The 13462-nt window shown below is 71.5% G+C and carries 17 protein-coding genes; 4 read left to right on the top strand and 13 right to left on the bottom strand.

All coding sequences use genetic code 11. The features are described from left to right. Positions 1-135 precede the first annotated feature (135 nt). Complete coding sequence (locus tag AB0J71_RS15750; protein WP_352325383.1) at positions 136-660, bottom strand: anti-sigma factor; 525 nt, start codon at positions 658-660, stop codon at positions 136-138. A gap of 1 nt (position 661) precedes the next feature. Then, a complete protein-coding gene (gene sigE, locus AB0J71_RS15745; protein ID WP_352325382.1) occupies positions 662-1294 on the bottom strand; it encodes an RNA polymerase sigma factor SigE in 633 nt (210 codons plus the stop codon). Between the two features lie 161 nt (positions 1295-1455). Here sigE and AB0J71_RS15740 point away from each other — a divergent pair, with 161 nt between their 5' ends. After that, a complete protein-coding gene (locus AB0J71_RS15740) occupies positions 1456-2094 on the top strand; it encodes an O-methyltransferase (protein ID WP_352325381.1) in 639 nt (212 codons plus the stop codon). A 27-nt stretch (positions 2095-2121) separates the two neighbouring features. On the opposite strand, the gene AB0J71_RS15735 is transcribed toward AB0J71_RS15740, so the two are convergent. Together AB0J71_RS15735 and AB0J71_RS15730 are read right to left on the bottom strand one after the other, a co-directional pair. Then, complete coding sequence (locus AB0J71_RS15735; protein ID WP_364414637.1) at positions 2122-3537, bottom strand: leucyl aminopeptidase; 1416 nt, start codon at positions 3535-3537, stop codon at positions 2122-2124. Positions 3538-3612: 75 nt separating this feature from the next. Next, complete coding sequence (locus AB0J71_RS15730) at positions 3613-3780, bottom strand: DUF3117 domain-containing protein (protein ID WP_020545024.1); 168 nt, start codon at positions 3778-3780, stop codon at positions 3613-3615. A gap of 159 nt (positions 3781-3939) precedes the next feature. On the opposite strand from AB0J71_RS15730, the gene AB0J71_RS15725 reads away from it, so the two are divergent. Further along, positions 3940-4737: a PaaX family transcriptional regulator C-terminal domain-containing protein gene (locus tag AB0J71_RS15725; RefSeq protein ID WP_352325378.1), complete on the top strand. Its 798-nt coding sequence runs from the start codon at positions 3940-3942 to the stop codon at positions 4735-4737. Between the two features lie 11 nt (positions 4738-4748). After that, entirely contained in the window at positions 4749-5510 is a 762-nt protein-coding gene (locus tag AB0J71_RS15720; RefSeq protein WP_352325386.1) for an enoyl-CoA hydratase-related protein, read from the top strand. Between the two features lie 22 nt (positions 5511-5532). Here AB0J71_RS15720 and AB0J71_RS15715 read toward each other — a convergent pair whose 3' ends face one another. From AB0J71_RS15715 to AB0J71_RS15690, 6 genes are all read right to left on the bottom strand, one after another. After that, a complete protein-coding gene (locus AB0J71_RS15715) occupies positions 5533-6078 on the bottom strand; it encodes a DNA-3-methyladenine glycosylase I (protein ID WP_357974337.1) in 546 nt (181 codons plus the stop codon). Beyond that, on the bottom strand, positions 6075-6698 hold the full coding sequence (locus tag AB0J71_RS15710; protein ID WP_364414635.1) for a hypothetical protein: 624 nt from the start codon (positions 6696-6698) through the stop codon (positions 6075-6077). The genes AB0J71_RS15715 and AB0J71_RS15710 overlap by 4 nt, the downstream gene beginning before the upstream one ends. A 72-nt stretch (positions 6699-6770) precedes the next feature. After that, on the bottom strand, positions 6771-7355 hold the full coding sequence (locus tag AB0J71_RS15705; RefSeq protein ID WP_364414633.1) for a TIGR00730 family Rossman fold protein: 585 nt from the start codon (positions 7353-7355) through the stop codon (positions 6771-6773). Positions 7356-7366: 11 nt separating this feature from the next. After that, the gene (locus tag AB0J71_RS15700) at positions 7367-8167 is read right to left on the bottom strand and encodes a TIGR00730 family Rossman fold protein (protein WP_352325373.1); all 801 of its coding nucleotides are present in this window, start codon (positions 8165-8167) and stop codon (positions 7367-7369) included. A gap of 238 nt (positions 8168-8405) precedes the next feature. Then, positions 8406-9461 carry a succinyl-diaminopimelate desuccinylase gene (gene dapE / locus AB0J71_RS15695; RefSeq protein ID WP_352325372.1) on the bottom strand — a complete coding sequence of 352 codons (1056 nt, stop codon included), beginning with the start codon at positions 9459-9461 and terminating at the stop codon, positions 8406-8408. Next, complete coding sequence (locus tag AB0J71_RS15690) at positions 9461-10279, bottom strand: 2,3,4,5-tetrahydropyridine-2,6-dicarboxylate N-succinyltransferase (protein ID WP_352325370.1); 819 nt, start codon at positions 10277-10279, stop codon at positions 9461-9463. The genes dapE and AB0J71_RS15690 overlap by 1 nt, the downstream gene beginning before the upstream one ends. On the opposite strand from AB0J71_RS15690, the gene AB0J71_RS15685 reads away from it, so the two are divergent. After that, the gene (locus AB0J71_RS15685; RefSeq protein ID WP_352325369.1) at positions 10278-11135 is read left to right on the top strand and encodes a hypothetical protein; all 858 of its coding nucleotides are present in this window, start codon (positions 10278-10280) and stop codon (positions 11133-11135) included. The genes AB0J71_RS15690 and AB0J71_RS15685 overlap by 2 nt on opposite strands. A gap of 47 nt (positions 11136-11182) precedes the next feature. Here AB0J71_RS15685 and AB0J71_RS15680 read toward each other — a convergent pair whose 3' ends face one another. From AB0J71_RS15680 to fdxA, 3 genes are all read right to left on the bottom strand, one after another. Next, on the bottom strand, positions 11183-11857 hold the full coding sequence (locus tag AB0J71_RS15680; RefSeq protein WP_364414631.1) for a DUF4178 domain-containing protein: 675 nt from the start codon (positions 11855-11857) through the stop codon (positions 11183-11185). 76 nt (positions 11858-11933) lie between these two features. Further along, on the bottom strand, positions 11934-13004 hold the full coding sequence (gene dapC, locus AB0J71_RS15675) for a succinyldiaminopimelate transaminase (RefSeq protein WP_352325367.1): 1071 nt from the start codon (positions 13002-13004) through the stop codon (positions 11934-11936). A gap of 94 nt (positions 13005-13098) precedes the next feature. Further along, positions 13099-13425, bottom strand: coding sequence for a ferredoxin (gene fdxA, locus AB0J71_RS15670; RefSeq protein WP_106240826.1), 327 nt, complete (start codon positions 13423-13425; stop codon positions 13099-13101). Positions 13426-13462: the final 37 nt, after the last annotated feature.

The raw sequence follows: 13462 nt of genomic DNA, 5'->3' as shown, positions 1-13462 counted from the left end.
TCGGCCACCGCAATCTTTGCTCTGGCGGCATACGAGGGTCATAAAAGGCTTTGTTTGCGACAAATCCCGAACCCAGATCGTATGCCCCTGGCATCGTCGACTACGCCACCCGAGTATCCCAGGCGAGCCCCCGGTTCAAGGCGTGGCGGTGGGCGGCGCGCTGGTGGCCGGTGAGTGCTGCACCCGCCAGAGCTCGACCGGCGGCGGCGAGGTCTGGGGTCCTGTGCCCGAGACCGCGAAGAAGGTGCCGAGTGCGACGGCGGCGGACACCACGCCCACCGCGACGTACGCGCCGCGCCGCCTACCGCCCCGCCCAGGGCCCGAGGCCCCAGCGGTGGCGTCCCTGCGCGGGCGGTTGTCCAGGGGCGCGATGCTGTGGGGCCCAGGGATGGGCACCCCCCCGAACGTACGGGTAGGGAAAGGGCGCTCCCTCGGCGGCAGCGGCCCACCCGGCTCCGCCATGCGCAGCAGCGACATGGTCAGATCGGCCGGCATCGCCGGGCCGTCGAGCGAGCGCAGGCGCGACTTCAGCGCCCGCATCGACTCGACCTCCCGCCGGCAGTCAGCACAGAAGGTCAGGTGGGCGAGCGCGCGATCGCGCTCGGTGTGGTTCAGCTCTCCGTCGACGAGCGCCGAAACGCGTTCTCCTAGATGAGCCATATCAGACTTCCTCCCCACTGATCACGGTCGGGGGGAGTTGGGTAGTACGGGGGGCTCGATGGTCGAGCGCCTCCCGCAACTGCGCCCGGCCACGGTGAATACGGCTTCGGACCGTACCCAGCTTGACGCCGAGCGTGGCCGCGATCTCCTCGTAGGACAGGCCCTCGATGTCACACAGCACGATCGCGGCCCGGAACTCCGGGGCGAGCGCGTCGAGGGCGGCTTGGATATCGGGCTCCAGGTGGGCGTCGTCGAACGCCTGCGCCGGCGACGGCTCACGGCCGCGCAGCCGCTCGGCGGCGTCGTCGGCCAGCCCCTCGAACCGGATGCGCTGCTTGCGCCGCGCCATGTCGAGGAACAGGTTCGTCGTGATCCGGTGCAGCCAGCCCTCGAACGTGCCGGGGGTGTAGCTCGACAGCGACCTGAAGACCCTGACGAAGACCTCCTGCGTGAGGTCCTCGGCATCGTGGACATTGCCGGTAAGCCGGTACGCCAGCCGGTACACGCGTGCGGAATGAGTCCGCACCACTTCCTCCCACGTGGGAGGCGTCCAATCAGACGACACGGGAGTATCCGCCTGGTGGTCGCTTTCGTCCACCAGCACTCCTCTCTCTGGGACCACCGCTACCGTCATAGTGCCTGGTTTCGTCCCTTCGTGCGCACTGCCTGCCTTCCGGACCGGCAAAGCCCGTTTAAACCTGCAACGCCTTCGGACCGTCCTGAGTTCCCGTCCAGGCGTGACTCCCCTAGGCTGCGATCGGTGACCAATCGCACGAAAGTGGGGGGAGGAGGCCGATGACCAGTCCGGTGGAGGCCACTCTGGCCTATGCGGAGCAGTTCCATCACGAGGATGAGATCCTGCACGCGGCGCGTCAGCGCGGGCTGGAGATGGGTGCGGTGCCCATCCTTCCCGGGGGCGGGGCCGCGCTCTGCTTCCTCGCCACCGTCGTCAACGCCAAGTCGGTCGTCGAGATCGGCACCGGCTGCGGCGTCTCGGGCCTGTGGCTGCTGCGCGGCATGCGCGGCGACGGCACGCTGACCAGCGTCGACGTCGAGCCCGAGCACCAGCGGCTGGCCCGGCAGGCGTTCGCGGAGGCGGGCTTCTCCGGCGGGCGGGTGCGGCTGATCTCGGGCCGGGCGCTCGACGTGCTGCCCCGGCTCTCCGACGGCGGCTACGACATGGTCTTCGCCGACGGCGCCAAGCAGGAGTACGTCGACTACCTGGCCGAGGCGGTGCGCCTGCTGCGCGTCGGCGGCGTGGTGGCCTTCGACAACGCGCTGTGGCACGACCGGGTGGCCGACCCCACGCAGCGCGACCCCGACACGGTCTCGCTGCGCGAGCTGGGCAAGCTGGTGCAGGGCGACGACCGGCTGCGGTCGGTGCTCATGCCCCTGGGCGACGGCCTGCTGGCCGCCGTGAAGATCGCCGACTAGCCCGTCGACTCCGGGCCGGCCCGGGTCTCAGCCCCGGGTCAGCCACTCCAGCAGCACGCGCACGCCGAACCCGGTCGCGCCCTTGGTCAGGGTGCCCTCGTCGACCGTGCTGCGGCCGACCCCGGCGATGTCGAGGTGCGCCCACGGGCGCTTGCCCGCGAACTCCCGCAGGAACAGCGCCGCCGTGATGGACCCGGCGCCGTAGCGGGAACCGCTCTCGACGTTGGCCAGGTCGGCGATCGACGACTCCAGGGCCGGGGCGTAGTCGTCGATCAGCGGCATGCGCCAGAGCCGGTCGTCGCTGGCCTGGCCGGCGGCCAGGAGCTGGGCGGCCAGGTCTTCGTCGGAGGCGTAGACGGCGCCGACGTTCCGGCCGAGCGCCACGGAGATGGCCCCGGTGAGGGTGGCGATGTCCACGACCGCGTCGGGGTCGAGCTCGGCGTCGGCGTAGGCCAGCGCGTCGGCCAGCACCAGCCGGCCCTCGGCGTCGGTGTTCAGCACCTCGACCGTGCGGCCGCCGTAGTGCCTGATGACGTCGCTGGGACGCTGGGCGGTGCCGGACGGCATGTTCTCGGCGGCGGCGATCAGGCCCGTCACGCGTACGGGGGCGCCGAGCCGGGCCAGCGCGGCCAGCACGGCGATCACCACCGCGCCGCCCGCCATGTCGGTCTTCTGGGTCTTCATGTTCTCGGTCGGCTTGAGCGACAGGCCGCCCGAGTCGAACGTGATGCCCTTGCCCACCAGCACGACGTGCCGCTCGGCCGGCTGCTCGGGGACGTAGGAGAGCTGGATCAGCCGGGGCGGCCGGACCGAGCCGCGCCCGACGGCCAGGATGCCGCCGAACCCCTCGGCCTGGAGCTGCTCCTCGTCCCACACCCGCACCGGCAGGCCCTGCTCGGCGGCGCGCTCGGCCAGCCAGGCGGGATGCTTGACCGAGGACGGCATGTTGGCCAGGTCGCGGGCCAGCGCGACGGCCTCCGCCACGACCTCGGCCCGGCGCACCGGCTCGGCGTCGGCGCCGGCCAGCTCGAGCGCCCGCACGCCCTTGCGGCCCTCTTTGCCGATCTTGAAGGTGTATCCGGCCAGCAGCGCGGCCTCGGCGAACGCGGCGACGTCGCCCTCCGGCGGCACCACGGTCAGCGTGTCGCGGCCCTTGACCTTGCGCGCCAGCGCCGCGCCGGCCCTGCGCAACGCCCGCGGCGAGCCGTCGCCCACGCCGTACAGGAGCACGCGCCCGACCCCGCCCGCCCGCGCCACCGGGACCTCGACGATCTCGCCCGCCTCGCCCTTGGCCTCGTAGTGGGCCAGCAGGTCGGCGACCGGAAGGTGCAGTTCGACGTACGGCTCGACAGCGGGACGCAGGTCGGAGGCGTAGGGCAGGGCCAGCAGCTCGGCGCCCGCGGGCACCTCGGCGACCGCGGAGACGGTGGTCTCGATGGGCACGGAACCCTCCAAACGTCAGCGACCCTGGCGCCGGACTTACGCCAGGGTCGGAGGATCAGGTTGTCTCGGGAGCGCTCAGCCGACGACGTTCTTCAACGCCTCGCCGAGCGCCTTTGCCTCGTCGGCGGAGATCTCCACGACGAGCCGGCCGCCACCTTCGAGAGGGACCCGCATGACTATGCCGCGCCCTTCCTTGGTGACCTCGAGCGGACCATCGCCGGTCCGCGGCTTCATCGCCGCCATGCGTGCATCCCTTCCTGCCTTGGGCTCCCGCGGCCCGCGATTTCCGACCGCCCGAGGGGGTGGTCGGCGCATTCACGTCTTCTGTGATGTCCTATTCTCCCGCATCGAGAGCCCTCATGGGTAACGATCTCCTCCCAGAATGCGTTGTCGAGCCAGGCGATGGCGTCCAAACTGGACTTCGTGCACGCTCGCGCCGCTCTCTTCGACCTGTACGGAGACCACCTGCGTGCGCGCGGTGGGCAGGCGACCGTGGCCGCGCTCGTACGGCTCATGAACCCCCTGGAAATCGCCGCTCCGGCCGTCCGCACGGCGGTCTCGCGGATGGTCCGGCAGGGCTGGTTGCGCCCGGTGCGGCTGCCTCAGGGAGCCGGCTACGGGCTCACGCCGAAGTGTGTCAGGCGCCTTGATGAGGCAGCGCTGAGAATTTACCGATCAGGGACACTCGCCTGGCACGGCCGCTGGCACGTGATCGTCATCGAGCCGGTCAGGGAGCGCCAGCGCCGGGAGCGGATCAGAGCCGACCTGACCTTCCTCGGCTACGCCTGCCTGTCGGAGACCACGTGGATCGGGCCGCGCTCCTCCATCGAGCTGGACAACCTGCTGGACGGCGAGGGCGTGCGGGCCGACCGGTTCGACGCGGCGCTGGAGGGCGACCCGCGCGAGCTGGTGGCGCGGGCCTGGGATCTGGCGGCCATCAGCGAGGCGTACGAGCACTGGCACGCCGAAGCTGTCACGCTGATCAGCACCCTGCCCGAGGACGCCCCGCCCGACCAGGTGTTCGCCACCAGGAGCAGACTGGTGCACGGTTGGCGCAACTTCCTGTTCCGCGACCCCGGGCTGCCGGCCGAGCTGCTGCCCGCGGGCTGGCCGGGCGAGAAGGCCCGCACGTTCTTCGAGCAGGAGGCCACCAGGCTGCTGCCCGCAGCCGCCGCGTTCGTCGACAGGGAGCTCATGTGATCCGTTACGACATGTCCGACGCCGTCGCCACCGTCACCCTCGACCGGCCGGAGTCGATGAACTCGCTCACGGCCGAGGTCAAGGCCGCGCTGCTGGCGGCGGTCGGCAGGGCGGCGGCCGACCCCGAGGTCAGGGCGGTGCTGCTCACCGGCTCCGGCCGGGCCTTCTGCGCGGGCCAGGACCTGCGCGAACACGCCGCCAACCTGGCCGCGGGCCGCGGGCTGGCCGACACCGTGCGCGAGCACTACAACCCGATCGTGGAGCTGATCGCGACCATGCCCAAGCCGGTCGTGGCGGCGGTCAACGGCGTCGCCGCGGGCGCGGGCGCGGCCCTCGCCTTCGCCTGCGACCTGCGCGTCGCCTCCGACAAGGCCAAGTTCGCGCTGGCGTTCGCGGGCATCGGGCTGGCCCCCGACTCCGGCGCGTCCTGGACGTTGCAGCGCCTGGTCGGCCGGGGCCGCGCGACCGAGCTGCTGCTGCTCGGCGAGCCGCTCGACGCGGCCGCCGCGCTCGACCTGGGGCTGGTCACGCGCGTGGTGCCCGCCGACGACCTGCCGAAGACCGCTCACGAGCTGGCCGTACGCCTGGCCGCCGGCCCGACCACGGCCTACGCCGCCACCAAGCGCGCGCTGGCCCACTCCGCCACGCACTCGCTGGCCGACTCGCTCGCGCTGGAGGCCGACCTGCAGGACGCGTGCGTGGCCACCGAGGACCACCAGGACGCCACCCGCGCCTTCCTGGCCAAGGAACGACCGGTGTTCAGGGGCCGCTGAACCGGCCGGTGCTCAGGGGCCCTCAGCGGGCCAGGCAGCCCTCGATGTGGTCGTTGACCAGCCCGATCGCCTGCATCAGCGCGTACGCGGTGGTCGGGCCGACGAACCTGAAGCCGTGCTTGCGCAGCTCCTTGGCCAGGGCCTTGGAGCCAGGGGTGATCGCGGGCACGTCGGCCATCGTCCGGGGCACCGGCGCGTCGGGGTCGGCGAACCGCCACACCAGCTCCGACAGGCCCTCGGGCAGGTCGAGCGCGGCCCTGGCGTTGCCGATCACGGCCTCGATCTTGGCCCGGTTGCGGACGATCCCGGCGTCGCCGAGCAGCCGTTCGACGTCGCGCTCAGTGTAGGCGGCCACCTTGACGGTCGAGAAGCCGTCGAAGGCGGCGCGGAAGTTCTCCCGCTTGCGCAGGATCGTCAGCCACGACAGGCCCGACTGGAACGCCTCCAGCGCCACGCGTTCGAAGACCTCGTCGTCGCCCTTGACCGGGCGGCCCCACTCCTCGTCGTGGTAGGTGATGTACAGCGGGTCGCCCATGCCCGGCCAGGTGCACCGGATGAGTTCGGTCACGGGCGCTCGTCCTTGTCCTCGTCCTTGTCCTGTTTGCCCAGGGACGCGCGCACGGAGTCGTCGTCCTGCTCGGGCTCGTCCTGCTCGGGCTCGTCCTGCTCGGGCTCGTCGGGCTTGGGCTCGTCCTGCTCCGGGAGGCGCCAGTCCGGCTCCTCCGCCGGGTCGCGCAGCTCCGGCTCGCCCGCCCACTCCACCGTCGCGCCGCTCGACGTGACCGGGTCGCCGGACTCCGGCAGCTCCCTGGGCGCGGCGGGCGCCTCGGGCTCGTGGTCGGTGCGCAGCCCGGCCCCGGGCGCGGCGTAGATCTCCTGGCGCGCGTGCAGCCGGCTGGACAGCAGCTCCGACACCCGCTGCTCCAGGACGGCGATCCTGGTGTCGCGGGCGCTGATGGCCTGGGCGGCCCGGCGCAGGGTCTCGTCGACGCTCTGCGTGTGGTAGCCGACCAGGTTGACCGGCAGTTGCAGCGCCATGAAGTCGACCGCCGTGAGCTGTCCGGCCTCGGGCAGGTCGAGCGGCGGGACGTCCGGCGGGAACTCGGTCAGCTCCCCGCCTCTGCCGAGGGAGACCAGGACCACGCAGGCCAGGATGGCGATCGCGGCGATGGCGAGTATGACCAGCACATTGGCATCGTACTCATATGGACGAGCACGTTCAGCGATCTACCACAAGTGCGGGCAATCGGGGCAGCCTGCTCAGCCGGTGGCCTCACCCAGCTCGGCGACGCTCGGACGGACCGGCTGCGGACGCGCTTCGAGATGGGCGAACGCCTCCTCGACCGTGGTGGTCCAGGAGATCGCGTCGAAGACGTCGGCCCGGGTGAAGCCCTCGGCGTGCATGCCGGAGACGAGCTGCCGCAGCGGCTCGTACAGGCCCCAGGGGTCGAGGATCACCAGCGGGCGGTCGTGGATGCCGAGCACCCGCGCCGTCCAGATCTCGAACAGCTCCTCCAGGGTGCCGATGCCGCCGGGCAGCACGAGGAAGGCGTCGGAGCGGGCGTCCATGACGGCCTTGCGCTCGCGCATGCCGCCGGTGACGATCAGCTCGTCGGACTCGGTGTCGGCCACCTCGATGTCCACCAGCACCTGCGGGATCACGCCGACCGTGAACCCGCCCGCGGCACGGGCGCCGGAGGTGACCGCGCCCATGCACGAGACCGTGGCGCCGCCGCTCACCAGGGTGTGACCACGCCTGGCGAGCTCGGCGCCCACCTCGTGGGCCAGGTCGACGTACTTCCTGTCGATGCGGAGGCTGGAGGCGCAGAAGACGCAGATGTTCACGGGCCGACAGCCTATTGGGGCTCCGCGGTCTGGGCGGCGGCGGCCTCCAGCTCCTCCTCCCGATGGCGGGAGCGGGCCCGGTCGGAGTCGGCGATGATCCGCACGGCCTCGTCGGGGTCGTCGGTGACGGAGATCAGGTCGAGGTCCTGGGCGGCGATCTTGCCGGTGCCGAGCAGCGTGTTCTTGATCCAGTCGAGCAGGCCGCCCCAGAACTCCGAGCCCATCAGCACGACCGGGAACGAGGTGACCTTGTGGGTCTGGACCAGCGTCAGCGCCTCGAAGAGCTCGTCGAGCGTGCCGAAGCCGCCGGGAAGGGCGATGAAGCCGCGCGAGTACTTGACGAACATCGTCTTGCGCACAAAGAAGTAGCGGAACTCGATGCCGAGGTCGACGTAGTCGTTCATGCGCTGCTCGAAGGGCAGCTCGATGCCGAGCCCGACCGACACCGCGCCCTCGACCTCGGAGGCGCCCCGGTTGGCCGCCTCCATGACGCCGGGGCCGCCGCCGGTGATCACCGCGTAGCCGGACTCGGCCAGCGCCCGGCCGAGCCGCCGGCCCATCTGGTATTCGGGGGTGCCCTCGGGGGTGCGGGCCGAGCCGAAGACCGTGATCGCCGCGGGCAGCTCGGCGAGCTGGCCGAACCCCTCCACGAACTCGGCCTGGATGCGCAGCACCCGCCACGGGTCCATGTGCACCCAGTCGGACGGACCCTGCCGGTCGAGCAGCCGCTGGTCGTGGGTGGAGCTGGGGACGAGACTCCCGCGCACGACCGCCTGCCCCTGACGGCGTTCGGCTCGTTGCTTCTGTTCCATGGTGGTCACGCTAGTCCTCTCCGTACCGGCCCGCGGCGCCGTTCCCGACCGGGGCCGCGCTCGCCGAAGCGGGCACTTCGAGGATGAATGCCCAGGTCGAAGGCCAGATGAAGGCGCCGAAAAAATCTTGGGAAAAGCAGGGAACCGAATTTCGACCCCCCTGCGTCTAACTGCCGAGGGTGCTGCTCGGGACTGAAAGTGGCTTTCCCCGCCAAATGGCCGGCGAGGAAAGCCACTTTCATTTTGTCAGCCAGTTGAGCAGGGCCTGCTCGCTCTCCGTGATTTTCGGCAGCGACACGTACTCGCCCTGCTGGTGCGCCAGGTTGGGGTCGCCGGGGCCGTAGTTCACGGCCGGGACGCCGAGCGCGGAGAAGCGGGAGACGTCCGTCCAGCCCAGCTTGGCGCGCGGGGTGCCGCCGACCGCGGCGGCGAAGGCGGCGGCCACCGGATGCGTCAGGCCGGGCCGCGCCCCGGGCGCCGCGTCGAGGAAGCTCACCTCGTAGCCCTCGAACACCTCGCGCACGTGCTGCTCGGCCTGCTCGACCGTCAGGTCGGGGGCGAAGCGGTAGTTGACGGTGACCACGCACTCGTCGGGGATGACGTTGCCGGCCACGCCGCCGCTCACCGCGACCGCGTTGAGCCCCTCGTGGTACTCCAGGCCGTCGACCACCGGCAGCCGCGCCTCGTAGGCGTTGAGCCTGGCCAGCACCGGCTCGATGCCGTGGACGGCGTTGACCCCGAACCACGATCTCGCGCTGTGGGCCCGCTTGCCGGTCACGGTGACGTCGGCGCGCAGGGTGCCCTGGCAGCCGCCCTCGATCACGCCGTCGGTCGGCTCCATCAGCACCGCGAAGTCGGCCGCCAGCCACTCGGGGTGGTCCCTGGCGACCCTGGTCAGGCCGTTGCGCTCGGCCTCGATCTCCTCGCAGTCGTAGAAGACGTACGTCACGTCGCGGTTGGGGGCCGGGACGGTGGCCGCCAGCCTCAGCGCGACCGCCACGCCCGCCTTCATGTCGGAGGTGCCGCAGCCGTAGAGCAGGTCGCCCTCCACCCGGCTGGGCAGGTTGGCCGCGACCGGCACCGTGTCGAGGTGGCCCGCGATCAGCACCCGCTCGGCCCGGCCGAGGTCGGTGCGGGCCACGATCGTCTCGCCGGAGCGGTCGACCTTCAGGTGCGGCAGCGCGGACAGCGCCTGCTCGACCGCGTCGGCCAGGCGCTTCTCGTCGCCGCTCACCGACTCGATGTCCACGATCGCGGCGGTCAGCGCGCGTACGTCCTGTGTCAGGTCCAGCATCAGGTGTTCACTCCATGTTCGCGCAGCACCTCGTTGAGTGCCGCCTTGTCGTGCCGCTGCTCCGGCTCCAGACGTTTGATCACCAGCACGCACGGCAGCCCGAACGTGCCGCCGGGGAACTCCTTCTGCCGCGTGCCGCCGACCGCCACGCACCAGTCGGGCACCCTGCCCCTGGCCAGCTCCTCGCCCGTCTGGACGTCGATCACGGGGATCGTGCCGGACAGGATCGTGCCCGCCCCGATCACCGCGCCCCGGCCGACCCGCGCGCCCTCGACGATCATCGAGCGGCTGCCGATGAACGCGTCGTCCTCCACGACGACCGGCACCGCGCCCGGCGGCTCCAGGACGCCGCCGATGCCCACTCCGCCGGACAGGTGCACGTTCTTCCCGATCTGGGCGCATGAGCCCACCGTGGCCCACGTGTCGACCATGGTGCCCGAGTCCACGTACGCGCCGATGTTCGTGAACGACGGCATCAGCACCACCCCCGGCGCCAGGTACGAACCCCAGCGCGCGATGGCGCCCGGCACCACCCGCACCCCTTCGAAGGAGGTCTTGAGCGGCACCCTGTCGTGGTGCTGGAAGTCGCCCACCTGGGAACGTGCCATGCCCAGCAGCCGGAAGGCGAGCAGGATCGCGCGCTTGGCCCGCTCGTCCACCACGACCTCGCCGCCGACCAGGCGGGCGACCCTCGCCTCGCCCTTGTCCAGCAGGTCGACGGCGCCGACCACCTGGATGCGCGCCTCCACGTCGGCCGGGGACAGCTCCGCGCGTCGTTCCCACAGCTCGTCCACCACCGGGGACATCACGTGACTCATGGCCACGGAGCTTATCCGGCCGGGTAGGTTCTTCAGGGTGCGCCTGCGCTTCTCCCGTGGAGTCATCACCATCGCGATCATCGTCGTGGTGCTCGCCGTCGGCGTCTCCGTGGGGCTCTATCTCCTGCTCAAGCGGGCGACGCCGCTGGTCCTGCCGGAGGCCTACTGCATGGTGCGCACCCCCGAGGGCGTGCTGACCCTCGATCCGGAGCAGGCGCAGGTCTCCGCGACCATCGCCGCGGTCGCGGCCCGCCGCCGCCTGCCCGAGCGGGCCGTCGTCATCGCGTACGGCACCGCGTTGCAGGAGTCGAAGCTGCGCAACCTGTCCTGGGGCGACCGCGACTCGGTGGGCGTGTTCCAGCAGCGCGAGTCGCAGGGCTGGGGGCGCAAGAAGCAGCTGATGGACCCGGTCTACGCCAGCAACAAGTTCTTCGCCGCCCTGGTGAAGGTCAAGAACTACCGCAAGCTGCCGCTGGCCGAGGCGGCCCAGGAGGTGCAGCGGTCGGCGGGCGGCTACGCGTACGCGCAGCACGAGCAGGACGCCAAGATCCTGGCCGCCGCCTTCACCGGCCGGGTGCCCAAGTCCGTCCACTGCTGGTACCCGCCGCCCAAGCAGACGCCCGCGCCGCAGGCCAGGACCGCCGAGGCGCGCAAGCAGCTGGCCAGGGCGCTCGGCGACCCGGCGATCACGACGAAGAAGCGGGGCTGGCTGGTGGCGTCCTGGTGGGTGGCGTACGCGGAGAAGTACCAGCTGCGGCGCGTCGGCTACAGCGGCGCCACCTGGGTCAACGACGTGGACGCCGACGGCTGGAAGAAGGGCGGCCAGGCCGGCGACGGCGAGGTCGAGCTGTCCTGACCCCGGCGCGGCTCCGGCGCGGCTCCGGCGCGGCGCCGGCGCGGACGTCAGGTGGCGCGGGTGACGATGGTGATCGAGCCGGGCGGCAGCGGCTGGGCGTAGCTGGCGCTCCAGGCGTGGCCCTGGATGCGGTCGAAGGAGAGCAGGCGGCCGTCGGAGGCGTGGTAGTCGGCGAAGTCGAGCAGGCCGCGTTCGGGGTTGCCGGTCTCGCCCTCGCTCCTGAAGGCCGCGGTGCCGCGCTGGATCGGGAAGAACTCCACGCCTTCCATGATCAGCATGCTCTTGGCCGGGACCATGCCCTGCGTCGGCACCTCGGTCCAGAGCAGCACCTCGAGATGGGACGCCTCGCCCGCGGCCTTGCCCTCGCGCACCTCGACCGACAGCCACAGGCGGCGGCGGGCGACGTCACGCAGCAGGTACTCGATCCACTGCCGGCCCTGCCAGGAGACGTGCATCGCGCCGAGCACCCGGTAGGGCGAGCCGTGCACCTCGATCCGGTCGGCGACCTGGATCGTGCGAGGGTCGGCGTAGTCGGTGCCGGCGTGCCCGGGGGTCTCGACCGGCGCCGGCAGCGGGGTCTCGACCGGAGCGACCTCGGCCGGTGACGGCGGCGCGCTCGACCGGCCCCTCCTGTCCTGCCGCATGGTGGCCAGGAACGCCCCCAGCAACAACAGGACGGTGGCGATGCTCAGCCCGAGTACGACCATGGAGGTCATGCTCATCCGTCAGCTCGCTCCACTCGCGGTCTGTCTCGGCAGACGCCTTTTTCAATTTGTCCGTGCGCTACGACGGGCGATCCTACTGGAGGCGGCGCACGGCCGCACTGATGCGTTCGTCGGTGGCGGTCATCGCGACGCGGATGTGCCGTCCACCAGCCGATCCGTAGAAGTCTCCCGGCGCGACCAAAATCCCGATTTCGGAAAGCTTACTCACTTGATCCCACGCGTTCTGCCCGTTCGACGCCCATAGGTACAGACCGGCGGTCGAATGGTCGATCGTCCAGCCCGCCCGCTCCAGCGCGGGACGCAGCACGGCGCGCCGCGCGGAGTACAGCTCGCGCTGGCGTTCGGCGTGCGCGTCGTCGCCGAGCGCGACCGTCATCGCGTCCTGGACCGGCTTCGGCATGAGCATGCCGGCGTGCTTGCGCGTCTCCAGCAGCCGCTTGACCAGGACGGGATCGCCCGTCACGAACCCGGCCCGGTAGCCGGCCAGGTTGGAGCGCTTGGAGAGCGAGTGGACGGCGAGCAGCCCCTCGTGGGAGCCCCCGCAGACGTCGGGATGGAGGACGGAGACCGGCTGCTCTTCCCAGCCGAGCTCGATGTAGCACTCGTCGGAGGCCACGACCGTGCCGCGCTCGCGCGCCCAGGAGACCACCTTGCGCAGGTGCTCGGCGGGCAGCACGCGCCCGGTCGGGTTGCCCGGGGAGTTGATCCAGAGCAGGTCGACGTGCTCGGGGCCGACCGACAGCGTGCTGTCGGAGGCGGTGGCGGTCGCGCCGGCGAGCCGGGCGCCCACGTCGTAGGTGGGGTAGGCCAGCTCGGGGAAGACCACCCGCCGGGCGCCGAGGTAGGTGGGCAGCCAGGCGACGAACTCCTTGGAGCCGATCAGCGGCAGGACGTCCTGCTGGTCGACGGTGACGCCGTGGCGGCGCCGCAGCCAGCCGGCGGCGGCCTCGCGCAGCGCCTTCGTGCCGTGGGTCAGCGGGTAGCCGGGGCTGTCCGCCGAGTCGCGCAGCGCCTGCTGGACGGCCTCGGGCACCGGGTCGACGGGCGTGCCGACCGAGAGGTCGACGATGCCGTCGGGATGCGCCAGGGCACGTTCCTTGTACGGTTCGAGCCGGTCCCAGGGGAAGTCGGGCAGCTTGTTCACGGTTCTCCAGGGTCGTTCGGGGCCGTACACGCCTGCCGCGGACACGGGCGCGCGGGGCCCGCCCGACGTGGACGGCCCCGGCGCACGCGACTCGCTAGTGGTCCTCGCCCTGCGGCGGCAGCGCGGCCACCACCGGGTGGTCCTTCTCGATCTTGCCGACCTTCGAGGCGCCTCCGGGCGAGCCCAGGTCCTCGAAGAAGTCCACGTTCGCCTTGTAGAAGTCCTTCCACTGCTCGGGAAGGTCGTCCTCGTAGAAGATGGCCTCGACGGGGCACACTGGCTCGCACGCGCCGCAGTCAACGCACTCGTCGGGGTGGATGTAAAGCATGCGCTCGCCCTCGTAGATGCAATCGACGGGGCACTCCTCGATGCACGCCTTGTCCAGGACGTCCACGCAAGGCTGCGCGATGACGTAGGTCACCTCGAGCTCCTTTTTCTCCGCACCATGGCATGACTCT

The sequence above is a fragment of the Nonomuraea sp. NPDC049637 genome (genome assembly GCF_040675235.1).
In the GTDB taxonomy this organism is placed as follows: domain Bacteria; phylum Actinomycetota; class Actinomycetes; order Streptosporangiales; family Streptosporangiaceae; genus Nonomuraea.
The sequence above is the reverse complement of the archived record's forward strand: the minus strand, read 5'-3'. Positions and strand labels throughout refer to the sequence as shown.